Source organism: Qipengyuania benthica (genome assembly GCF_030717865.1).
GTDB lineage: Bacteria > Pseudomonadota > Alphaproteobacteria > Sphingomonadales > Sphingomonadaceae > Qipengyuania > Qipengyuania benthica.
The window spans coordinates 144,610-166,027 of sequence record NZ_JAVAIL010000005.1; the positions used below are offsets into that span (position 1 = coordinate 144,610).

Consider the following 21,418-nt stretch of genomic DNA (forward strand, 5'->3'; position numbering starts at 1 on the left):
CCCGAGTGCCAAGCGCCAGCCGATTCGGGAAGCGTGCGCGCCCGGCCTTTCCCCTATCGCTTGGCCGGGCGGCAAGTTAGGGCGGGCCCGCAAGCGAATGGAGATGCGACGATGGCCGAAGAGAAGCAGACCGGTTTCACCGAACGCGAGGCCCTGTTCTATCACGAGACGATCCGTCCGGGTAAGCTGGAGATCGTCGCCTCCAAGCCGATGGCGACCCAGCGCGATCTCAGCCTCGCCTATTCTCCCGGCGTCGCGCATCCGGTCCAGGCGATCGCCGACGATCCCGCCAATGCCGCACGCTATACCGCGCGCTCCAACCTCGTCGCGGTGATCACCAATGGCACCGCGATCCTGGGCATGGGCAATCTCGGCGCGCTGGCCGCCAAGCCGGTGATGGAAGGCAAGGCGGTGCTGTTCAAGCGCTTCGCCGATGTCGATGCGATCGATATCGAGCTCGACACCGAGGATCCCGAAGCCTTCATCAACGCGGTCGCGCTGATGGAGCCGACCTTCGGCGGGATCAATCTGGAAGACATCAAGGCGCCCGAATGCTTCATCATCGAGGCCGCGCTGCGCGACAGGATGAACATCCCGGTGATGCACGACGACCAGCACGGCACCGCGATCATCGCGGTGGCGGGGCTGATCAATGCCTGCGAGCTGACCGGGCGCCATATCAAGGACTGCCGGATGGTGGTCGCGGGCGCGGGCGCCGCATCGCTGGCCTGCACCGCTTTGGTCAAGGCGATGGGAATGCCGCATGAAAACGTCATCGTCTGCGACCGCGACGGGCCGATCTATCGCGGCCGCGAGGAGAATATGGACCAGTGGAAGAGCGCGCACGCGGTCGACACCGAGGCGCGCAGCATGGCAGAAGCGCTGGTCGGGGCCGACATCTTTCTCGGCCTCTCCGCCGCCGGGGCGCTAAAGCCCGAATGGGTCGAGCATATGGCCGACCAGCCGATCATCTTCGCGATGGCCAATCCCGTGCCCGAGATCATGCCCGAGGAAGCGCGGGCGGTGCGCCCCGATGCGATCATCGCCACCGGGCGCAGCGACTATCCCAACCAGGTCAACAACGTTCTGGGCTTCCCCTTTATCTTCCGCGGCGCGCTCGACGTTCAGGCGACCACGATCAACGAGGAAATGAAGGTCGCCGCCGCCGAGGCGATCGCCCGGCTGGCGCGCGAGCGGGTGCCCGAGGAAGTCGCCGCGGCCTATGGCGTCAACCATCAGTTCGGGCGCGACTACATCATCCCCGCGCCCTTCGATCCGCGGCTGATCGAGGTGGTCTCCTCCGCGGTCGCGAAGGCGGCGATGGATTCGGGCGTGGCGCTGAAACACATCGAGGATTTCGAGGAATACGCCCATCTGCTCAAATCGCGGCTCAACCCGACCACCGCCGCGCTGACCAATATCTACGGCCTCGCCAAGGCCAATCCGAGCCGGATGGTCTTCGCCGAGGCGGAGGAGGAGGTCGCGTTGCGCGCCGCGATCCAGTTCCGCGATTTCGGCTATGGCGAACCGATCCTGGTCGGCCGGACCGAGAAGGTGCGCGAGAAGCTGGTCGAGCTCGCGGTCGACGACCCCGACAGCTACATCATCGAGAATTCGGCGCTGTCGGACAAGGTCCCGGCGATGAACGACTTTCTCTACAAACGGCTGCAGCGGCGCGGCTATACCGAGCGCGATGTCGCGCGGATGGTCAATCAGGAGCGCAACGTCTTCGCCGCGCTGCTGGTGGCGCTGGGGCATGGCGATGCGATGATCACCGGGCTCACCCGGACCTTCAGCCAGAGCGCGCGCGAAGTGGGCCGGGTGCTCGACCCCAAGCCCGGCGCGACCCCCTTCGGCATCCACATGATGATCGGCAAGAATCACACCACCTTCCTGGCCGATACCACGATCAACGAGCGGCCCAGCGCCGAGGAACTGGCGCATATCGCCACCGAGACCGCGCATGTCGCGCGCCGGATGGGGCACGAACCGCGGGTCGCCTTCCTGTCCTATTCGACCTTCGGCAACCCTTCCGGCCAGTGGCTCGACAACATTCGCGCGGCCGTGGCGCTGCTCGACGAACGCGATCCGGGTTTCGAATACGAAGGCGAGATGGCCCCCGATGCCGCGCTCAACCCCAAGGTGATGAAGCTCTATCCCTTCAGCCGGTTGTCGGGTCCCGCCAATGTGCTGGTGATGCCCGGGCTGCAATCGGCGAACCTTTCGGCCAAGCTGCTGCGCGAGTTGGGCGGCGAGGCGACCATCGGGCCGATGATGATCGGGATGGAAAAGCCGGTCCAGATCGCGCCGATGACCGCGATCGCTCCCGACATGCTGACGCTGGCGGTGCTGGCGAGCGCGGGTGTCGTGGGCTAGCGGGCGCTCGCGCTTCTGCCGCTTACGGAAACCGGGGAGCCGGAAACCCGTTATCGCCTTTCAACCAAGGTGAAATGCATGACCGACCGCAGGGAAGTCGAACGGGAAATCGAGGGACTGGTGAGCGCGCTCGGCAAGGCGCTGGGCGCGCAGGGTACCCGGCTGGCGGTGGCGGAAAGCTGCACCGGGGGGATGATCTGCACCGCGATCGTTTCCGATCCGCAAGTGAGCGGCGCGCTCGAGCGCGGCTTCATCGTCTACTCGCTGGATTCCAAGTGCGAGCTGCTCGATCTCGACCGGGCGGAGGTGGAATCCTGCGAAGGCGTCAGCCGCGACGTGTCGCTCGGCATGGCGAAGGCCGCGCTGGAGCGCAGCCATGCCGATCTGGCGCTGTCGGTGACCGGCTTCGCGGGGCCGCAACAGGATGATGAAGAGGTCGGGCTGGTGCATATCGCGCTGGCCCGCGACGGGGCGGAGCCGCTCCACGAAGTGCATCACTACGGCGACCTCGGCCGCGAGGCGGTGTGCAACAGGGCTGTGGTGTCGGCGCTGAGGATGCTAGTCGCCGAAGCGGCGAAGGCGTGACCGCGGCGATGATCGCGCAAGAGCGAGGTTTGCTATCTTAGATCGTCTCAAAGTGCTGCCCCAATATCTGCTGCCCAAGCAGGCGCTGACTGTGTTCGCCGGTCGCATCGCGGGAGCGCGGGCGGGAGTGAACACGACGCGGCTGATCCGCTGGTTCGCGGCGAAATACGGCGTCGATATGAGCGAGGCCGAGAATGCGGATTTCGCCCATTACCCGACCTTCAACGCATTCTTCACCCGCGCGCTGAAACCCGGTGTGCGACCGATCGCGGAGGCGGATTTCGTCAGCCCGGTCGATGGCACGATCAGCCAGTTCGGCGCCATCGACGATCACCACATGCTGCAAGCCAAGGGGCACCGCTTCACCACCACCGAACTGGTCGGCGGCGACGCCGCGCTGGCGGCGCGGTTCCAGCACGGCAGCTTCGCCAACCTCTATCTCTCGCCGCGGGACTATCACCGCCTGCACATGCCCTGCGAGGGCCGGCTGGTGCGGATGATCCATGTCCCCGGGGCGCTGTTCTCGGTGAACCCGGTGACGGCGCGCGGCGTGCCCAACCTGTTCGCGCGCAACGAACGCGTTGTCTGCGTGTTCGAATCGCCCGAAAATGGGGTGTTCGCAATGGTGCTGGTCGGGGCGACGATCGTCGGCAGCATGGCGACGGTCTGGCACGGTGTGGTCAACCCGAAGCGCAGCGGACGGCTGGCCGAATGGAGCTATGAGGACGAAGAGATCGTGCTGGCCAAGGGCGAGGAGATGGGCCGCTTCCTGCTCGGCTCGACCATCGTCATGCTGTTCGAACCCGGCGCGATCGACTTCAACCGCGACTGGCTGCCCGAAGGGCCGGTCCGGCTGGGCGAAAGGATGGGCGACGCGCCCCGCTAGGGAGGCGCCTCTTCAGTCTGCGGCGCGATCGGGCGCCTGGCCCGTCAGCCGCCGCAGCTGCCCACGCAGCAGATGATCGAGCGCCGAAGCGTTCTGCCGCAGAGCTTCCAGCGCTGCGGATTTCGCGTCGCCCTCATGCTGCGAAAGGCAGATCGCCGTCTCCAGCGAGACGATATCGGCCGCCAGGAATTTGCGGATCGCGCCGATCAGCGCGGTATCGCGCACCGGGCCCGCCGCAGTCGATGCGACATCGCGGCCGGCATCGTCCAGGATCCCGCCCGCCCACAGATTGGGCTCGCCCTCGGGATTGCGCAGCATCTCGGCCAGCGTCTCCATCTCCTGCGTCGCTTGCGCGATCAGGCGCTGGAACGCCTGTCGGGTCTCGGGATCGTCCACCGCTGCCGCCACTTCGGGGAGGCGATGCGCGACCACCCCGCGTCCCTCGCGCAAATCCCGCAGCGCGACGCGGAGCAGTTCTTCATGGCTGGAAGTCGTCATGCGGCCCGAGCGCGGGAGGATCGAAATCGTTCCCGACCGGCGCGACTGTCCCCTCGCCCGCTCGCCGCTGGAACGCGGCTTCGCCTGGTCCATTGTAGCATACATGACCGACAGCGAATGGACCGTACTGGCTTCCGGTATCGGCTTGTTGCTCGTTTACGGTCTGCTTCACATGTCCGGCCTCGAGCTGATCCGCACTCTCAAGCCCAAACAGGAAAAGCACCGATATGCGGGCCTGCTGTTCACCTTCTGGGGACTGGCTCTCCTCCATCTGATCGAGATCGCGATGGGTGCAGGGCTGCTCGCCTTTCTGCTGTCCTATCCGGGGCACGGCGCGTTGAGCAGCGGCTTCGGCAGCACCGTCGCCGATTACCTCTATTTCGCAGGAGTTTCGTTCTCCACCCTGGGATACGCCCAGCTCGAAGCGCATGGGGCGATACGATTGCTGGTCATGATGCTGGCGCTGAGCGGCTTCATGCTGATCACCTGGTCCGCGACCTTCATCTACACGATCTGGGGCGAGACCTTTCGCCACTGACGGGTGCCGGTGGCGCCGCCCCCCAAGCCCGACGGCCCGAAGCCCGACGGCCCAGCGTCGAGCGCTAGCGGCGCCGGAAGCGGAAGTACCAGATTTTGTGATCAGGTATCCATAAGTTTTTGATATATATATGGTAATCGAGATTTTAAAGAGTGATATATTCATGCTGGCAATCACCGGGTAATCACCGTTCCGATTGAGCTAGTCTCGCTATCCAGAATGGTATCGTATGTCTTCAAACCTTATACCAAACTGCATTGATCACGACCCACGAGTCCATTGGCGGCGTCCAATGGTCATGATGCGCCATGGCAGATCGACGAGCTTATTACAGGCCTCGCAGCAGTGGTCGACGATGTTATCGTGGGAAGTAAAGACGCGGTTTGAGAGCCAGTTGTCGCGCATGAACTGCCAGACGTTCTCGACCGGGTTGAGCTCGGGGCATTTGGCCGGCAACGCGATGATGCTGATATTCTCGGGCACGATGAGCTTGGCGGTCATGTGCCATCCTGCCTGATCCATCAGCACAACCGCGTGGGCGCCGCGCGCGACGGCGATCGATATCTCGGCAAGATGCAACGTCATGGTTTCGGTATTGCAAAAGGGCAGGACCAGCCCGGCGGCCTTTCCGTGTTCCGGACAGATTGCACCGAAGATATAGGCCGACCTGGTCCGCTGGTCCTTGGACGCCGACGGCCGCGTCCCTCGCCTGGCCCAGCGCCGCGTGATCTTGGTTTTCTGGCCGACGCGAGCCTCGTCCTGAAACCATATTTCTATGGGCGTGCGCTTCGGGAGAGTCGCTTTGACCTTTGCCAGCTCGGATGCAAAGCCCCCCTTTTGAAGGCTTCCAGGGCCTGTTCGTTCTGAGCATGATGACGAGGTCGCGGGGTGAGCTTGACGTAGCCCAGTTTCCTCAACTCGCGCCCCACGGTCGTTACGTCGAGCAATACCGCAAACTCCCTCTTGGAGCCACTGGACCAGGTCGATCAGCCGCCAGCGAACAACGCCGTGGATTGCAGGAATAGGACCTTGCTCGACGATCTCCACAAGCGCCCGGCGCTGGGCATCATTGGGGATCGAGGACTTGTCGGGAGCCTTGCCGTCAAGCAGCCCATCAGGGCCCCGGGCGTTGAAGAGGATGACCCAGTCGCGCACGATCTGAAGGGTCACACCCCCGGTCCTGGCGGCCTCGCTCCGGCTGCCGCCGTCATAAATCTGAGCCAACGCCGGCATCCGTCGCGCCTGGTTCGCGCTTGTCGACAATCGCGCCAATCGCCGCAACGCCGCCCCGTCAAAATCATCTCGCAAGACTATCACTGAGCCCATGGCCGACAGAGCGTCATAGATTCAGAGTTTTCGCCTCTTGGGAATCCCCCCGCGTGAGTCAAACTCACGGCTTTTTGGTATCAGACCCAGACCCAACGTCTGGATGAACCAACCCCTCTATCGGTAACGATAAACGAAAAGCGGCCCCCGGGACGCTCGCTGCTCAGCCGTTCAGCGCCTGCATCTGGGGCGCCGCATAGCGAGTGCCCGCGGCCGCTTCGGGAGGGAAGATGCTGTCAATCCGCGAGCGATCATCGGTCGTGATCCGGACGTCCATCGCTTTCACATTTTCCTCGAGCCGCGTACGCTTCCTTGTCCCGGGAATCGGCACGATGTCCTGGCCCTGTGCCAGAAGCCACGCGAGTGCCAACTGGGCGGGAGTGCAGCCCTTCTCACGGGCCATTGCCTCCACCTCAAACACAAGATCGAGGTTCTTCTGGAAGTTTTCCCCCTGGAAGCGCGGCCCGGTGCGGCGGTAGTCATCCTCGTCCAGGTCCTCGATACGGCGAATCTGTCCGGTAAGGAAACCTCGCCCCAGCGGGCTGTAAGGAACAAAACCGATGCCGAGTTCACGAATTGTGGGTAAAATCTCATCTTCCGGGTCGCGACTCCAGAGCGAATATTCGGTCTGAAGTGCCGAAATCGGGTAAACCGCATGCGCGCGGCGAATTGTCTCGGGTGCGGCCTCGGATAGGCCCAGATACCGGACTTTCCCCGCCTTGACCAGTTCGGCCATCGCGCCCACCGTCTCCTCGATCGGTGTGTTCGGATCGACGCGGTGCTGATAATATAGGTCGATATAGTCGACTCCGAGGCGCTTCAACGAGGCATCGCAAGACTGGCGTACGTAGTCCGCGTCTCCGCGAATACCGAGAAATTCGCCATTCTCGCCGCGCACGTTGGCGAACTTGGTCGCCAGCACTACCTCCTCACGCCGTTCCGCTATGGCTTTGCCGACTAGAACCTCGTTGGTGAAAGGGCCGTACATGTCGGCCGTGTCCAGAAAGGTGACTCCCAGATCGAGGGCGCGGTGGATCGTCGCGACCGCCTCCGTCTCGTCCCCCCTTCCATAAAATTCCGACATGCCCATGCAGCCAAGGCCGAGGGCAGAGACCTGAAGGCCCTGCGAGCCGAGCTTTCGAGTGGCAATTTGCATCTGCAATTCCTTATCTGTTTGGGCACGCCCACCGTCCGGAGATTTTTCCCCACCAGCCCAGCCTTGACAGCGACCAAACCGGGTCGCCTGTTTCGAACCTATGGTTGAGGTCGTAATCCGTTCCGCCGACCGGGGGCATCAATCTCCAATTCGCCGGGCCCTTGTCTCCTACGTTGACCCGACAACTCACTGGAACCACCGATCGGCCGCTAGTTGTTCCAAAGAGCCAGAACAGACCGCAACGCGGTTACGAATGCCAATGGCTGGTCGAGCATCAGGTGGTGTCGCGCCTCAGGAACGGCAATTATGGGAATATTAGCGCCACCAAGTTCGCGGATGTATTCCGCCGAGTCCGTTGTGAAGAACTGGCTACTCTCCCCGTGTACGATGGCCTTGCGGCCTGGGGCGCTCACCAGGCGCTGTCCAACCGTGAGCCATTCGTCCGGTTTGTTGCTCCTCCGAAAGACCTCAGGCGAGAACTTCCAGGTCCATCCGTCGCCATCCTGACGCAGGGAGTGATATGCCATGTAGTCCAGCAGGAATGGCTCGCCGACCGACTGGGGCGGAGAAAGGATGTATCGCGTTCGTGCCGTTTGGTAGCTCGGGTAACGGTTTTTAGGCTTATCGGGGTCGCCGGAGCCAGGGCTCGACCGCCTAAGGTTCCAGTATTGCTCGAGAAGCTCGGGCCGCATGATCATCAGATCGCAGACCACCACCCCGCAAAAGGCCTCCGGCGATTGGGTCACAGCGGTCAACGCGGCTCCTGCGCCGAAACTGTGCGCGACGATTGTAGGTTTCTGGCCGCCCTCGAACAAATCCAGCGCCTCGGCCATCTCGGCGAACTCCCGTCCCCTTTCCTCCAGATCGGCTCGCCCGCGCATTTCGCTGTCGCCCATTCCCGCGAGATCGAACGCCACCACATCGTAGTCTTCCGCGAGAAACGGCGCGATGAATGCAAAGCAACGCGCATGGGCGAGGAAGCCGTGACTCATCAAAACCTTGGGCTTGGCGCGATCGCCCCAGCGGAAGTAACGTGTCCTTGCGCCGTTGATCTCGACGAAGCCTTCCTCGCGTGGAACGTTGAGAGCCGCTACGAACCATTCTGGCAGATGTGAACCATCTCCCGCCCAGACTGGATCGATGTCGGCTGAAAGAGTATCTGTTCGGACCGTCTTATTCATCAGATTATGCAGCCCTCATTGGCAAATTTGCTGGTAGCGAAGCCGCGGTAGCCATCGCGCGCCACGTCTTCGCAGCTTGCTGCGTAAATCGATACGCTGGGGAAATTGATAAGCTGTCGCTTCTTGCCGGGAATGTTCGCGCCCATGTACCAAGAGTCCGCTTCGGGGAAGAGTGTCATCGCGCCGGCCTGCGCGACCATTTCGGTCCACGCTGCCTCTGCCTGCGGCTCGGCCTCGAAACGGTCGAACCCTTCGTTGCGCAGCCAGACCATGAAATCGCAGATCCAGTCACCCTGAATCTCGGCGCTCGTCGGGCCGTTGGAAAAGCCCGAAGGGCTTAGCGGGCCGTAAGCGAACAGCATGTTGGGAAACCCCGATACCGCCATTCCCAGATAGGCGCGCAAGCCATCTTCCCATGCTCGCGAAAGTCCACGGCCGCCAGTCCCGGCGATGTTCATGTCGATCAACCCGCCGCGCCCAGCGTCGAAGCCGGTGGCGAAAACGATGAGGTCGCATTCGACCTCGCCGTCTTGGGTTTTGATGCCGTGCGCCTCGATGCCGGTGATCGGATTCGCCTCTAGATCGACGAGTGAAACATTGTCTTGGGCGAAAATCTCGTAATAGTCCTGTTCTAGCGAAGGGCGCTTGGTGCCAAATGGATGAGGGGGCGCGAAAGGCGCGAGTTTCTCGGCCAGGTCGGAGTCTGTGATGCGTGCGCGAACCTTGTCGCGCCAGAAATCGTACGCATGGCGATTGGCTTTGCGATCGGTCAGCAGGTCGGCGAAGTTGGCGTACCAGAACCCCAGCCCGCCGCGCCGCCAGAGGGCTTCGAAGTGGGCATTGCGCGTCGCTTCGTCGACCTCCAAAGCAGAGACTTCAAGCGACTGGGCTTCAAATCCACCGCTTGTCAGCCGGCGCTGTTCGAAAATTGCGGGGTAGTCCAGCTTTTCGCGCTCCTGAACTTTCTTGGACAGGATCTCCTGCCGCATGGGCAGGGCCAGGATAGGGGTTCTCTGGAACAGGGTCAGCGTTCGCGCACATTTCGCCGCTTCCTGGGCGACCTGCACACCGCTCGCACCCGTTCCGATCACAGCAACCTTGCGACCATTCAGATCGATGCCTTGCTGCGGCCAGCGCGCCGTATGGCACCATTCGCCCGCGAAATCTCCTATACCCCGAAGTTCGGGGATATACGGCTTCGACGCGAAACCGACAGCGGGCAAAAGGAAGCGGGTCGATATCGTTTCCCCACTCTCACGCTGCACGCGCCAGCAACCGAGCGTTTCGTCAAAGCGCGCGTTCTCGACTTTCCACCCCATACGCATCAGCGGCCACAGGGCAAGGGTATCGCAGACGTGCCTAAAATAGGCCCTTAGCTCCTCCCATCCGGGAAAGCGCTCGCTCCAGGACCATGGACGCCATAACTCGGGTAGCGAAAATTCGTATAACGGGACTTGAGAATCCACGCGAGCGCCAGGGTAGCGGTTCCAGTACCAGATCCCGCCCGGCTCAGCCGCCGCGTCGACAAGCACCACGTTGAACCCGGCTTCGCGCAGCTTGTGCAGGAGGTAGATGCCGCTGAAGCCGGCGCCGACAACCACGGCGTCGTAATCGGGAGGTGTCCGCTCGGTCACGGCCCGAGGACCGCTTTTTCGGCGATCGATTTCGCGGTGCCATAATCTGGTTTGCCGTTCGATGCGCGCAGGGGGGTTTTTGTCGGATGGATGGATTTTGGTGTCTTGTAACCTGCCAATTGCTTTCGGACATGGGCCCTGACCGCGTGCTCGTCGAACAGCGTGGCGTCGATGAGATGGACGACTGCGGTAACGGCCTGGCCCCATTTGTCGTGTGGGACGCCGACGACCAGCGCGTCACCGATGGCGGGGTGGGTCTTGAGGATCTCCTCGACCTCTTCGGGGTAAACCTTCTCGCCAGCGGTGTTGATGCATACGCTGCCACGGCCCAGCAACGTGAGGCTGCCATCGGCCTCAACGGTGCACCAGTCCCCCGGAATGGAGTAGCGCACGCCATCGATGGTACGGAACGTCTTCGCCGACTTCTCGGTATCCTTGTAATATCCCGCGGGAATTGCACCCTTGCGAGCAATAAATCCCGGCACCCCGCTCCCGGGCTCCACTTTCCGGTCCTGTTCATCGAACACATCGCAGAATTCCCCGATGCCGAACTTGGCCGTATTGGTGCCTCCTTGCGCGGTGGTGACCGAGAGGCCGAAACCAAGCCCCTCAGACGCGCCGAAGCTGTCCATCAAGACCACCTGAGGAATATGCCTGCAGAGCTCGGCCTTGACCTCCTTGCTCCACATTACACCCGACGAGATTATGGTCACGAGGCTGGTGGTATCCCAGCGGCCTGGGTGTTCATCGAGCGCGCGAAGCATGGGCTTGGCAAAGGCGTCACCCACGATCGCGATGCTTTCCACCTTGTGCCTGTTAACGGTTTCCCACATTTCCACAGCATCGAATGACGGATCACCCAGCGTGACGATGGCGCCTCCCGACATAAGCGTGCCGATCGCGGTGATGAAGCCTGTCCCGTGCATAAGCGGGCAGGCGGGAAGGGTTCGCCGACCCGGTCCTTCGCTCCGGATCAGCGCGACATTTTCTTCGAGCGTTTGGGGCACCGGGCCGATCAGCTTCTGCGCATCCAGCTGCGCCTTGCGCATGTCATCATGCCGCCACATCACCCCCTTGGGCATGCCGGTAGTCCCGCCAGTATAGATGAAAAGAAGATCGCCGGGCGAACGTTCGATGCCGAGCGCCGATCCGTCGCCTTCCTGCGCAAGGGTCTCATAGGGAACCGCAAACGGCGCGATATGCGAAGCGTCGCCAACTTCCACGAAGGTGTGAACCTTGCTTAAGCGCTCCTTGAGCGCGACGATGCAGTCTCTGAACTCCGAACTGTAGACGATCACCTCGCTGTCGGAATCGTCGAATATGTATAGAACTTCATCGGCCTGGTAGCGGTAATTGATGTTTACATGGGTCAAGCGACCCTTGAAGCAAGCTGCCATCAGCTCGCCGTATTCGGGACGGTTACGCATATAGAAAGCGACCTTGGCGCCATCACCGGCTCCACGTTTACGCAGCGCGCGCGCAACATTGTTCGAACGCGCGGACATTTCGGGCCATGTGACCATCCGCTCACCATGGATCAGGGCCGGTGCATCCTTTGGCATGGCTGGCTCGATCGCGTCGAGAATGTCGCCGAGATTCCATTCGATCACATCAGTTCTCCTCTCCGTACGGGCTGGCGGACCTGGCGCGCTGGCCTCCCGGTAAAACTTATCAGGCGGCTTTGGTCCAGCCTTGAAGCACCGCTGCCTCGGCCCGCACCGTTTCCGGCCCGCCAAGGACCTGTCGGTCGAACCCGATCCGCTTGAACCAGTAGTGCAGGCCAAGCAGATCGGTGAAGCCCATTCCGCCATGTACTTCGGTGGACGTGCGGGCGACGAATCGATGAACTTCGGCCGTGTGGGACTTCGCTTGGCAGGCGACCAGCGATGCCTCATTCGGCATCGCGTCGAAAGCGTGGGCGGCGAACCAGACCAGCGAACGGCACGGTTCGTGCCGTGCGGCCATCTCGGCGCACATATGCTTGACCGCCTGGAAACTGCCGATGAGGCGACCGAACTGTTCGCGCTGACCAGCATAAGCGACGGCCTTCTGGATCATGGTCTCGCCCGCGCCCAGGCTGTCTGCCGCCAGGATCACACGGCCCGCATCGCGCAGCCGGGAAGTTGCAACTCCGCCATCGTCAGCAAGTGGCTCTGCCTCGGCACCGTCAAAACGTAATTCCCCGACGCTTCGGGTGCGATCAATTGTGGTCAACGAGATAGTCGTCAGCCCAGATGCTTCGGCGTCGACGAGGTGTAGCCTGCCTTTTGCGTCGGCCACGATATAGGCGTCGGCGCCTTTGAAATCGAGGCAGAACAGGGCAGTGCCGGTGAGCTCTCCGGCAGCGGAGGAAACACCCGAACCGTCCCGCGTTTCTAACGTTTCGGAGATCGCGACACCGACGCGCACCTCCCCACGCGCGATCTTGGGCAGCCAGCGCGCTTTTTGCTCCTTGCTACCCGCCTCGCGCAAGGCGATCGGTGCAAGAACCTGACTGGCGAGAAACGGTACCGGCGCGACCGCAAAGCCAAGCTGCTCCGCTACTACCGTCGCATCAAGCAAGGTCATGCCGAGGCCGCCATGTTCTTCGGGGACCAGCATTCCGCCGACTCCCAGAACGTTCAGGGCCTCCAACACCCGGTCGCTCGCCGGATTCTCCTGCTCCACACACTTGCGAACGTGGTCGAGCGGGCAGGTGTCCCGAAGGCAGCGCGCAACCGCGTCACGCAGCATCTGCTGATCCTGCGAAAGTCCGAAGTCCATCAGTTTGCTCCCTGCGCCTGGTGTGCGGGGGCCGTGATTTGCTGCCCCGCAGCCGCAATCCTTGCCGGCTTCGGCTCGCGCGGCATGTCGAGGCCGCGTTCGGCGATTATGTTCTTCTGGATCTGGGCGGTCCCGCCGCCGATGATGAGACCGAGCTGGAACATGTAGTTCCATTGCCACGCTCCTCCATCGCGTTCGCGAGGGCTGTGGTGATAAAGGATACCCATCTCGCCCATGGCGTCGATCGCCAGCGCGGAAATCTGGTGGGCGAGTTCGCAGCTTTGCAACTTCACAATCAGCTTGGCCATCCCGCCCGGTTCTCCCTTCAGGCTATCGGAAAGGACGCGCATGCCGTTGTACTTCATTGCTGCCACTTCTGCTTGAAGCGCAACCAGTCGGTCGCGCAGGACCGGATTGTCGATCGCTCGCCCCTCACCGGTGCGTTCGTCCTGCATCAGGGCGATGAGCGCCTGCATCCGGTTTTCCAGCGCGTCGGGATCGCCCAGCATCCCCCGCTCGTGACCTAAAGTCGCGTTCGCGACCAGCCAGCCCTGGCCCCGCTGGCCAACGATCTGGTCCACCGGGACGCGGACATCGGTAAAGAACGTCTCGTTGAACTCGGCATGGCCGGTCATCGTCTTCAGGGGGCGAACCTCGATCCCCGGCGTGTCCATCGAAAAGATCAGGTAGGAAATGCCGCCATGCTTGGGTGCGTCCGGTTCGGTCCGCACTAGGCAAAAGATCATGTCGGCCTGCTTTGCGGTGCTGGTCCAGATCTTCTGCCCGTTGATGACGAACTCGCCATTCTCGACTCGCGCGCTCGTCTTCAGGTTGGCGAGGTCGGACCCGGCGCCAGGTTCGGAATAGCCCTGGCACCAGACCACGTCGCCCTTCAAGGTGGGCTCAATCCAGCGCCGCTTCTGTTCCTCGGAGCCGAGTTCGAGCAGGGTCGGCACCAGCATCGATATTCCCTGGTTGGCTAGCCCTCCCGGCATTCTGGCCCGCGAAAACTCCTCTGCGACGATGCGCGACTTGAGGATATCCGGCTCTGCTCCGTATCCGCCGTACTCGCAAGGAATTGTCCGTGCGGTGTAGCCGTGCGCGATCAGCAGCTTTTGCCATTCGATCGCCTCGGCCGAAGGGCGGGCAGCCCGATCACCCGGAGGCGGCGCAAGATGGCGGTGCTCTTTGATGAATGCGCGCACCTCTTGGCGGAAGATATCGTATTCGGGTCCGTAGTCGAGATCCATGGCGTTTCTATCTTTCGCGAGGACGGAAAACAGGCAGCCGGAAGTCATCCCCGACCGTTTCGAATTCTACTTGCACCGGAAGGTCGAGCGCGAGATTTTCGCGATTCCAGTCGATCAGGCGTGTGGCCATGCGAACGCCCTCTTCCAGTTCCACCACGGCCGCCACGAAGGGTATCTCGGCGGCAAACGCAGGGTGCAGGGCCTGGTGAGTGACAGTCCACGAATACAGCGTCCCCTTGCCGCTGCTGCGTTCCCACGAATATTCAGGCGATCCGCACTTCGCGCACATATACCGGGGCAGGTGGCGGAAAAGGCCGCAATTCCCACACCGCTGGAAATAGAGGTGCCCATCCTGACAGCGTTCCCAGAACTCCTGCTCGACCGGATCCTGAGGGCGCGGCAGCGGCTTGCCAGGCACCTTCTGGCCGGAAGTCCGCATTTTCGGCGGCAGATCCTGCTCATCTTTCATGCAAACCTCCTGAGGATAGCAATGGCCCCGTCGCCGAGATCCCCCCAGCCGGTCACAAGGCCGGTCTGGGCATCTGGCACCTGTCGTTCGCCGCAATCGTGGCGCAACTGGCGCACCGCTTCGATGACATGGTTAAGGCCCCAGACGTGTGCCTCGCTGAGCAAGCCGCCATGGGTATTGATCGGGTAGCGGCCACCGAGCTCAATCTGTCCGTTGGCGACGAATTCCGCCTGCCCTCCAGGCTCGCAATACCCAAGAGCTTCGAGCTGCAGCAGAACGACATATGTGAAGCAGTCGTAGATCTGCAGGAAATCCATGTCTTCCCGGTTGACCCCGGCCATCTCGAAGGCACGCGGGGCGGCGTAGGTGAGCCCGATCTTGAAAGGATCTGGCCGAGAAGGGATATCATCTGCGGGATAAGGATGGCCTTCGGCGGCGCCGGCGATGGTCACGGGCACATGGGGCATGTCTTTGGCCCGATCGATTCGCGAAATGACAACCGCACAGGCGCCATCGGTTTCCAGACAACAATCGTAGAGGCGAAACGGCTCGGAAATCCAGCGCGCGGCGTGATAGGTTTGGGCATCGAGCGCCCGACCATAAGTAAAGGCGCGGGGGTTCAACTGCGCGTGCCGACGGCAGGCCAGCGCGACGGCCGCCATCGTGTCCGCGCCTACCCCATATAGTTGCGAGTGGCGGGTCGCCAGCCATGCATACATCTGCACCGGCAGGAACACGCCATAGGGGATATAATAGCCCCGAATGGTATTGGTCAGCGTGTTCATGTTCATCGGCCGGGTTGGCGGCGCACCGGCCTTAGGCCTGAGCGCCGAATAACCATTCCAGCCCAGCGTCACGAGGACGTGATTGCAGAGGCCGCTGGCGATCGCCATCGCAGCGTTCTGCAACGCCGTCGTCGGGCTGGCGCCGCCCATGTGGACGGTGGCCGCATAGCGCAGCACGTCGATGCCGAGGTTGGCGGCCATTTCCTCCGATGTCGTGTAGATCGGCGGCGGAACCATGCCGTCGATGTCGGATGGCTTCAGCCCCGCGTCAGCGATCGCGCGGCGCGATGCTTCGAGCATCATGTCAACCGCGGTCCGTTCCGTGCCTTTCACAAAGTCCGTTTCGCCGACGCCGGTAATTGCAGCCTTGTCCGCGAAGCCGCGTGAGGGTGATGTGGTCATGCCATGCCCCGTTCAGCCGCTGGTCAGGAATACGAACGGGCGCTGGCCAGGGCTCTTTCCGCCTCATCCACCAGACCGCGCATGACCTCTGCAGCTGGCCGGATCGCGTCGATCAGGCCAATTCCCTGGCCAGCAAAGCCAGGCATGATGTCTTTGCGTTCGGCCTTGATGCCCGAGGCCATGACCGGCCCCGAAACCATCGACTGATACGGCATGGGAAGGGGCTCCTTGCCTGCAGCAACCCATGCATCGGCCCATTTGTTTCGGATCATTCGCGCGGGCTTGCCGGTCAGCGAACGACTGACGACCGTGTCCGCATCGCCGCTTTCGGTGATCGCTTCCTTCTGGAAGTGCTCGATCCCGGCTTCGACCGTCGCGAGGAATGCCGTGCCAACCCACGCGCCTTCGGCCCCAAGCATCAGTGCCGCAGCGACTCCGCGCCCGTCGGAAATACCGCCGGCCCCGATCACGGGCACACGATTGCCGACTGCATCGACGACCTGCGGGATCAGCGACATGGTTCCTATCGGGGAATTGTGGCCGCCGCCATCGTGACCCTGCGCCACGATCATGTCGATACCGGAATCGACCACCTGCCGAGCGTGCTTGACCTTGCCGATCACCGCCATGACCTTGGTGCCATTGGCATGAAGACGGTCCATCCAGGGCCCAGGATTGCCGAGGCCAGCGGCATAGACCGGCACCTTCTCCTCAATCACCACTTCCATCTGCGCCTCGAAGAACTCTCTCGAGAACAGCTGGAGCCCGCTCTTGCCCATTTCCGGCGCACCCGCGGCGCGCATCGCCGCTGCAGCATCGACGTGGGGCAGATGCTCCCGCTCCATGAAATCGCGGGTGAACTCCTGGTATTCGCCTAGCAATGCCATCGGGTTGTCGGGCGCATCACCACTTTGTGGCGACGAACCCCGCCTCACCGAGGCTGGCAGAAGCGTGTCCACCCCGAACGGCTTATCGGTCATCTCGCGGGTCTGACGGATCCAGCTACGCAACTGGTCCGGCGAGCACGCCGCTGCGCCCAGAACGCCGAGTCCCCCGGCATTCGAAACGGCAGCCGCGAGCGCGGGAACGCTCGCCCCGCCCATGCCGGCGAGGAGGATCGGGTATTCGATCCCGAGAATTTCGCAAATGCGGCTCTTGAGTGCCATTGTTGTCTTCCTCTCCATCCCGCGCCCGTCCCGGACGCGTAGCTAAATGTGTCCCCACCGGACCTTTTGGCTCACCAGTTCCGGGCTTCTCTCCGCGAGATAGGCGGCGGACCCCGACACAAGACGGGCCATGGAGTTCCGCGCAGCTTCGCTATCGCCGGTGCGAACGGCCTCAAGAACGCGGCGCAGAAATCGCAATTGAACAGCTCGTTCCTGCGCCGAATAGCCCAGCGAGTGCGAGAATTCGCGGGTCAGCAAATGCATCGCCGAAGTCAGCAGGCCGAATAGGGGGTTGCCGCTGGCCCAGCCCAAAAGGTCGTGAAAGCGGCGATTCAATTCCTCGAACCTGCTTCCTTCGACATTGCGCTCGAGCTCCTTGAGGCAATCCGCAAGGGCGCTCAGGTCGCCAGTGGTCGCTCGCTGGGCGGCGTAAGCGGCAACATCGGGCGCGATCGCTTCGCGCAGTTCGAGCAGCCCCCGCAGGTCTGCCTCCATGAAATGCAGGATAAGCGAAAGACTGTTAGCAAAATCGCCGGTTTGCGGACGTGCGACGACCGGACCGCCGCCGCGCCCCAGTTGCAGATGAATGACGCCCTGGAGTTCGAGGAAGCGCAGCGCCTCTCGCAAGGTTGCCCGGGCAACGTCATATCGCGCAAGCATTTCATCCTCGCGCGGCAACCGGTCCCCCGCAATATGGGCTCCAGCTTCGATATCGCGAACGATGTGCTGAGCGAGCGAAAGCGCGCGCTTGGTCTTCTTCGTAACATCGGCCCTCGGCCGCATCTGTGGATTAGCTCCCATCAAGAATGCTTATAAGACTTAAATCACAATCCTGTCCACACATCCTTGCGGCCGTTACCGAGCCCGGGCCGAGAAATTAAAGATTATAAGGTTTATTGACGACAAGGGGTGGGCGGCCTACCTTGCGCCAGTGCCGACGATTAGCCACGACGAAGGATGGGACATGGAAAGCGCCACGATTGAACTGGATTCGGCAGAAAAGATCGCGTCCATCCCGATCGACGAGATCGATGTTTCGCGACCCAGCCTGTTCCAGAAGGACAACATAGGCCTGTTCTTCGATCGTCTGCGGCGGGAAGACCCGATCCACTACTGCCCGGACAGCTACGTCGGGCCCTATTGGTCGATTACCAAATTCGACGACATCATGGCGGTCGATACCAACCACAAGGTTTTTTCGTCGGAGGCGAAACTGGGCGGCATCGCAATCCAAGATATGCATTCCGTCGAAGGCGCGCTCGAACTCGAAATGTTCATCGCCATGGACCCGCCCAAGCACGACCAGCAGCGCAAGGCAGTCACTCCCGCGGTCGCGCCCTCCAACCTGCTGCTGCTCGAGCCGATTATTCGCGAGCGCGCAGGCGAAATTCTCGACACGCTACCCGTTGGCGAAGAATTCGACTGGGTCGACAAGGTCTCTATAGAATTGACCACGATGACCCTGGCGACCTTGTTCGATTTTCCGTGGGAAGAGCGACGCAAGCTGACACGATGGTCGGACGTGACGACGGCCGCGCCCGAAACTGGAATCGTGGAATCCTACGAGGCACGGCGAGCTGAGCTCATTGAATGCGCAATGTATTTCAAAGGTCTGTGGGAGCAGCGCATCAACGAAGAACCGAAGAACGATCTGATTTCGATGATGGCGCATTCGCCTGCGACTCAGGACATGCCCTTCCTCGAATTTCTCGGCAATCTCCTCCTGCTTATCGTTGGAGGCAACGACACCACGCGCAATTCCATCAGCGGGGGCGTCCTGGCGCTCAACCAGAACCCGGACGAATACCGAAAGCTGAACGAGGACCCTTCGCTGATCGCCAGCATGGTGCCCGAGATCATCCGCTGGCAGACCCCGCTGACCCATATGCGGCGCACTGCCGTTCAGGATTGGGAGATCGGTGGCAAGCAAATCAGGAAAGGCGACAAGGTCGTCATGTGGTACTTGTCGGGCAACCGGGACGAGACCGCGATCGACAGGGCCAGCCAGTTTATTATCGACCGCAAGAACCCTCGTCATCACCTGTCCTTTGGTTATGGCATACATCGCTGCATGGGCAACCGCCTTGCCGAACTGCAACTGCGGATCATCTGGGAAGAGATTCACAAGCGGTTCGCGCAAGTCGAAGTAACCGGCGAGCCCGAACGCCTGTTCTCAAACCTCGTTCGGGGAATCACCAAGCTACCGGTTCGGCTGCACGCACGATGACCGGCTACCCGCGCGAGCAAATATACGGAGTTCAAGATGGTCAAGGTAACGTTCGTTTCCAGCAAGGGAACGCGGCGCGAGGTCGAGGTGGCCGAAGGCGAAACCGCGCGCGAAGCGGCGCTCTTCAACGATGTGCCAGGAATTGACGGCGATTGCGGCGGTGTCTGCGCCTGCGCGACATGTCACGTCCATGTCGATCCCGCGTGGATCGACAAGGTAGGTCGCCTGGCGGACGACAGTATGGAATCCGACCTTCTGCAGTTCGCCGAAGGCACGAGCGAATACAGCCGTCTTGCTTGCCAGATTCCAATAATGCCAGAGCTGGACGGCTTAGTTCTGCACGTCCCCGAGCAGCAATACTGACGGATCACTGTGAGATTTTCGATGAGGCCTCAGTAGCGGCCCCCGATGTACGGAGACACCAGCAAAGCTCGGGCTTCTTGCAGGTCGGCTTTCAATCTACAAATTCGTAAGCGGCACCATATCCCGCGTTCTCCGGGATAGTGAGGACGTTCTTGCCGTCGCGCTCGACGATCTCGGGTAGGACCGTCACCATCTCGCGGGCTTCAGCCTGTGCAACGCAATCTTCCGCGCTCGTTGCTTCTGCCAGCAATTGCAGGTTCAGCCGGGTCGGGAAAATAACCGTTCGCTCTCCAGCTTCTCCCATTTGCAGCGCCTTGCGCGGCGAAAGCCATTCCGCGTCGACGGTTTCGTATCCGTCGCAGGCGGCAATCTGCCGGTCGGGAGCGCGGACAACGTAGAAATGGGTGTCGAAGCGCTTGTGCATGAATGCTGGCGTAACCCACCTTGCAAACTGAGTAAGCCGGTCGAGCCGCAGTCGCACGCCGGCGTCGCGCACGATGTCTAAAAATCCCTGAGTCCCTCGCTCTACCGCCTTGCGGCTTTCAAGGTCGCAGGCGCCCTCGAATGTCGTACCGTCGCTATTTTCGGCCAACAGGATTCCTGCTTCTTCGTAAGCTTCACGGATGGCGGCAATCCGCAAGGTCCGTTGCGTGTGATCGAAGGAATCCCAACCAGTGCAATGATCGATCCATTCAGGAACTTTGTCACCGGCTGAGGGCTTGCCACCGGGAAACACCAATGCGCCCGAGGCAAAATCGATCTGGTGGTGCCGTTTTACCATGAGAACCTCGAACTGCGGATCGTCGCGCAGCAACAGCATGGTCGCGGCAGGAACCGGATCGACGGGCGTTCGCAAATTCATCCAACTCTCCTCCTGAAGCGTGCCTCTTCAACATCTTTACGCGCCGGGATCGCTGTCGCAAAGACTTACGGTCGTGCGGGCGGTCATACGGAGCGGCGGCTGCTACCTGCAGTCCCTCATCATCGGGAGTTAGGAGCCGGCTGGGCCGAATGTATAAGTCAGGCCAAGCCCTCCCGAAATCTGATCTGGTGAACCAATTATTCGCACCACCGGCGAGTCGGCAGCGTCACCCACAAGTCGATCATACTTCGCGTAACTGTAGACTCCCCAACGTTTGGTGATTTGCTGCACATAGCCGAGTGTAGCCCCAACCGACTGAATCCCACCACCCGCCGAGAACGCTGGCAGGCCGGATGCCGAATCGGGAGCAACAGAGAAGTAAGCGCTGTTGTAGGTCTCGTCCGCGAAGGTAACACGAGGCCCGGCTGAAAGGAGCCAATCGTCCCCCCGACGGGCCACGAAGTCGGCACCGATATTCCCGACCCACCCCTCGTGGCCTCCCAGGCCTTTTCGAAGCTCTGAGCGTAGCCTCACGCTTTCAGACAGATCGTATTGAAGGAACACACCCGGCTCGACCGTGAACCCCACCTTCGGGAGGTCCACGCCGACATCCCCAGCAGCCCGGCTGCCCTCAAAGTTCAGGGCGGGGCCGATGGTCAGTTGCTGAAATCTAATAAGAGGGAATCCGAAACTTTCATCCGGTGCTTCGAATTGAAAAGGATCGGTCCCGCGAGCGCGAGCGACGTCGACAAGCGGACGAAAACTCAGGTCATCGGAACCCGGATAGCTCGGCACAATCTGGACGCCGAGCGCGATCCTCGTCCGGCGTGGTTCCTCATCATCCTGGGAAAGCGCGGGTTGAGCCGCTGCAAGGAGCAGGACTGCGGCAGCACCGCCAACAAAGTAGAACTTCATGAACTGCTCCTACGGAAATTTCTCGGTGTGGGTCCG

General features: G+C 61.7%; 20 protein-coding genes. 6 read left to right on the forward strand and 14 right to left on the reverse strand.

Annotation, left to right across the window (positions count from 1 at the left end; translation table 11 throughout):
- The first annotated feature begins 111 nt into the window (after positions 1-111).
- The 3 genes from Q9K01_RS13870 (at position 112) to asd (ending at position 3,847) form a co-directional block, all read left to right on the forward strand.
- A complete protein-coding gene (locus Q9K01_RS13870; protein WP_305930717.1) occupies positions 112-2,376 on the forward strand; it encodes an NADP-dependent malic enzyme in 2,265 nt (754 codons plus the stop codon).
- Between the two features lie 78 nt (positions 2,377-2,454).
- The gene (locus tag Q9K01_RS13875; RefSeq protein WP_305930718.1) at positions 2,455-2,961 is read left to right on the forward strand and encodes a CinA family protein; all 507 of its coding nucleotides are present in this window, start codon (positions 2,455-2,457) and stop codon (positions 2,959-2,961) included.
- Positions 2,962-3,013: 52 nt separating this feature from the next.
- Entirely contained in the window at positions 3,014-3,847 is an 834-nt protein-coding gene (gene asd / locus Q9K01_RS13880) for an archaetidylserine decarboxylase (RefSeq protein WP_305930719.1), read from the forward strand.
- Positions 3,848-3,859: 12 nt separating this feature from the next.
- On the opposite strand, the gene Q9K01_RS13885 is transcribed toward asd, so the two are convergent.
- Complete coding sequence (locus Q9K01_RS13885) at positions 3,860-4,345, reverse strand: DUF892 family protein (RefSeq protein ID WP_305930720.1); 486 nt, start codon at positions 4,343-4,345, stop codon at positions 3,860-3,862.
- On the opposite strand from Q9K01_RS13885, the gene Q9K01_RS13890 reads away from it, so the two are divergent.
- A complete protein-coding gene (locus Q9K01_RS13890) occupies positions 4,344-4,883 on the forward strand; it encodes an ion channel (RefSeq protein ID WP_305930721.1) in 540 nt (179 codons plus the stop codon). The genes Q9K01_RS13885 and Q9K01_RS13890 overlap by 2 nt on opposite strands.
- Before the next feature lie 261 nt (positions 4,884-5,144).
- On the opposite strand, the gene Q9K01_RS13895 is transcribed toward Q9K01_RS13890, so the two are convergent.
- From Q9K01_RS13895 to Q9K01_RS13945, 11 genes are all read right to left on the reverse strand, one after another.
- A complete protein-coding gene (locus Q9K01_RS13895; protein WP_422785324.1) occupies positions 5,145-6,209 on the reverse strand; it encodes an IS630 family transposase in 1,065 nt (354 codons plus the stop codon).
- 163 nt (positions 6,210-6,372) lie between these two features.
- Positions 6,373-7,365 (reverse strand): aldo/keto reductase, encoded by a 993-nt coding sequence (locus Q9K01_RS13900; RefSeq protein ID WP_305930722.1) that lies wholly within the window; start codon positions 7,363-7,365, stop codon positions 6,373-6,375.
- Positions 7,366-7,574: 209 nt separating this feature from the next.
- Entirely contained in the window at positions 7,575-8,546 is a 972-nt protein-coding gene (locus Q9K01_RS13905) for an alpha/beta fold hydrolase (RefSeq protein WP_305930723.1), read from the reverse strand.
- Positions 8,546-10,180 carry a flavin-containing monooxygenase gene (locus Q9K01_RS13910; RefSeq protein ID WP_305930724.1) on the reverse strand — a complete coding sequence of 545 codons (1,635 nt, stop codon included), beginning with the start codon at positions 10,178-10,180 and terminating at the stop codon, positions 8,546-8,548. Before Q9K01_RS13910 ends, Q9K01_RS13905 begins: the two co-directional genes overlap by 1 nt.
- Positions 10,177-11,790 (reverse strand): acyl-CoA synthetase, encoded by a 1,614-nt coding sequence (locus tag Q9K01_RS13915; protein WP_305930725.1) that lies wholly within the window; start codon positions 11,788-11,790, stop codon positions 10,177-10,179. Before Q9K01_RS13915 ends, Q9K01_RS13910 begins: the two co-directional genes overlap by 4 nt.
- 61 nt (positions 11,791-11,851) lie before the next feature.
- On the reverse strand, positions 11,852-12,943 hold the full coding sequence (locus tag Q9K01_RS13920) for an acyl-CoA dehydrogenase family protein (RefSeq protein WP_305930726.1): 1,092 nt from the start codon (positions 12,941-12,943) through the stop codon (positions 11,852-11,854).
- Positions 12,943-14,193 (reverse strand): acyl-CoA dehydrogenase family protein, encoded by a 1,251-nt coding sequence (locus Q9K01_RS13925; RefSeq protein ID WP_305930727.1) that lies wholly within the window; start codon positions 14,191-14,193, stop codon positions 12,943-12,945. Before Q9K01_RS13925 ends, Q9K01_RS13920 begins: the two co-directional genes overlap by 1 nt.
- 7 nt (positions 14,194-14,200) lie before the next feature.
- Positions 14,201-14,662, reverse strand: coding sequence for a Zn-ribbon domain-containing OB-fold protein (locus Q9K01_RS13930; RefSeq protein ID WP_305930728.1), 462 nt, complete (start codon positions 14,660-14,662; stop codon positions 14,201-14,203).
- Positions 14,659-15,849 (reverse strand): thiolase C-terminal domain-containing protein, encoded by a 1,191-nt coding sequence (locus Q9K01_RS13935; protein ID WP_305930729.1) that lies wholly within the window; start codon positions 15,847-15,849, stop codon positions 14,659-14,661. Before Q9K01_RS13935 ends, Q9K01_RS13930 begins: the two co-directional genes overlap by 4 nt.
- A gap of 23 nt (positions 15,850-15,872) precedes the next feature.
- Positions 15,873-17,015, reverse strand: a complete 1,143-nt coding sequence (locus Q9K01_RS13940) for an NAD(P)H-dependent flavin oxidoreductase (RefSeq protein ID WP_305930730.1) — start codon at positions 17,013-17,015, stop codon at positions 15,873-15,875.
- Between the two features lie 42 nt (positions 17,016-17,057).
- Positions 17,058-17,816, reverse strand: coding sequence for a FadR/GntR family transcriptional regulator (locus Q9K01_RS13945; RefSeq protein ID WP_340324278.1), 759 nt, complete (start codon positions 17,814-17,816; stop codon positions 17,058-17,060).
- Between the two features lie 163 nt (positions 17,817-17,979).
- Here Q9K01_RS13945 and Q9K01_RS13950 point away from each other — a divergent pair, with 163 nt between their 5' ends.
- Both Q9K01_RS13950 and Q9K01_RS13955 read left to right on the forward strand, forming a co-directional pair.
- Positions 17,980-19,242 carry a cytochrome P450 gene (locus Q9K01_RS13950; RefSeq protein ID WP_305930732.1) on the forward strand — a complete coding sequence of 421 codons (1,263 nt, stop codon included), beginning with the start codon at positions 17,980-17,982 and terminating at the stop codon, positions 19,240-19,242.
- A gap of 36 nt (positions 19,243-19,278) precedes the next feature.
- Positions 19,279-19,605: a 2Fe-2S iron-sulfur cluster-binding protein gene (locus Q9K01_RS13955; protein WP_305930733.1), complete on the forward strand. Its 327-nt coding sequence runs from the start codon at positions 19,279-19,281 to the stop codon at positions 19,603-19,605.
- A 91-nt stretch (positions 19,606-19,696) separates the two neighbouring features.
- Here the strand turns inward: Q9K01_RS13955 and Q9K01_RS13960 are convergent, their stop codons facing one another.
- The gene (locus tag Q9K01_RS13960) at positions 19,697-20,467 is read right to left on the reverse strand and encodes an NUDIX hydrolase (protein WP_305930734.1); all 771 of its coding nucleotides are present in this window, start codon (positions 20,465-20,467) and stop codon (positions 19,697-19,699) included.
- Between the two features lie 129 nt (positions 20,468-20,596).
- Positions 20,597-21,382: a MipA/OmpV family protein gene (locus tag Q9K01_RS13965; protein WP_305930735.1), complete on the reverse strand. Its 786-nt coding sequence runs from the start codon at positions 21,380-21,382 to the stop codon at positions 20,597-20,599.
- Between the last annotated feature and the right edge of the window lie 36 nt (positions 21,383-21,418).

Excerpts from the sequence above, each read along its gene's own strand:
- Q9K01_RS13935 (WP_305930729.1), bottom strand. The coding sequence starts at position 15,849 with ATGACCACATCACCCTCACGCGGCTTCGCGGACAAGGCTGCAATTACC.
- Q9K01_RS13900 (WP_305930722.1), bottom strand. The coding sequence starts at position 7,365 with ATGCAAATTGCCACTCGAAAGCTCGGCTCGCAGGGCCTTCAGGTCTCT.
- Q9K01_RS13895 (WP_422785324.1), bottom strand. The coding sequence starts at position 6,209 with ATGGGCTCAGTGATAGTCTTGCGAGATGATTTTGACGGGGCGGCGTTG.
- Q9K01_RS13890 (WP_305930721.1), top strand. The coding sequence starts at position 4,344 with ATGCGGCCCGAGCGCGGGAGGATCGAAATCGTTCCCGACCGGCGCGAC.
- Q9K01_RS13885 (WP_305930720.1), bottom strand. The coding sequence starts at position 4,345 with ATGACGACTTCCAGCCATGAAGAACTGCTCCGCGTCGCGCTGCGGGAT.
- Q9K01_RS13960 (WP_305930734.1), bottom strand. The coding sequence starts at position 20,467 with ATGAATTTGCGAACGCCCGTCGATCCGGTTCCTGCCGCGACCATGCTG.
- Q9K01_RS13905 (WP_305930723.1), bottom strand. The coding sequence starts at position 8,546 with ATGAATAAGACGGTCCGAACAGATACTCTTTCAGCCGACATCGATCCA.
- Q9K01_RS13875 (WP_305930718.1), top strand. The coding sequence starts at position 2,455 with ATGACCGACCGCAGGGAAGTCGAACGGGAAATCGAGGGACTGGTGAGC.
- Q9K01_RS13925 (WP_305930727.1), bottom strand. The coding sequence starts at position 14,193 with ATGGATCTCGACTACGGACCCGAATACGATATCTTCCGCCAAGAGGTG.
- Q9K01_RS13950 (WP_305930732.1), top strand. The coding sequence starts at position 17,980 with ATGGAAAGCGCCACGATTGAACTGGATTCGGCAGAAAAGATCGCGTCC.
- Q9K01_RS13920 (WP_305930726.1), bottom strand. The coding sequence starts at position 12,943 with ATGGACTTCGGACTTTCGCAGGATCAGCAGATGCTGCGTGACGCGGTT.
- Q9K01_RS13870 (WP_305930717.1), top strand. The coding sequence starts at position 112 with ATGGCCGAAGAGAAGCAGACCGGTTTCACCGAACGCGAGGCCCTGTTC.
- Q9K01_RS13940 (WP_305930730.1), bottom strand. The coding sequence starts at position 17,015 with ATGGCACTCAAGAGCCGCATTTGCGAAATTCTCGGGATCGAATACCCG.
- Q9K01_RS13930 (WP_305930728.1), bottom strand. The coding sequence starts at position 14,662 with ATGAAAGATGAGCAGGATCTGCCGCCGAAAATGCGGACTTCCGGCCAG.
- Q9K01_RS13945 (WP_340324278.1), bottom strand. The coding sequence starts at position 17,816 with ATGGGAGCTAATCCACAGATGCGGCCGAGGGCCGATGTTACGAAGAAG.
- Q9K01_RS13955 (WP_305930733.1), top strand. The coding sequence starts at position 19,279 with ATGGTCAAGGTAACGTTCGTTTCCAGCAAGGGAACGCGGCGCGAGGTC.
- Q9K01_RS13965 (WP_305930735.1), bottom strand. The coding sequence starts at position 21,382 with ATGAAGTTCTACTTTGTTGGCGGTGCTGCCGCAGTCCTGCTCCTTGCA.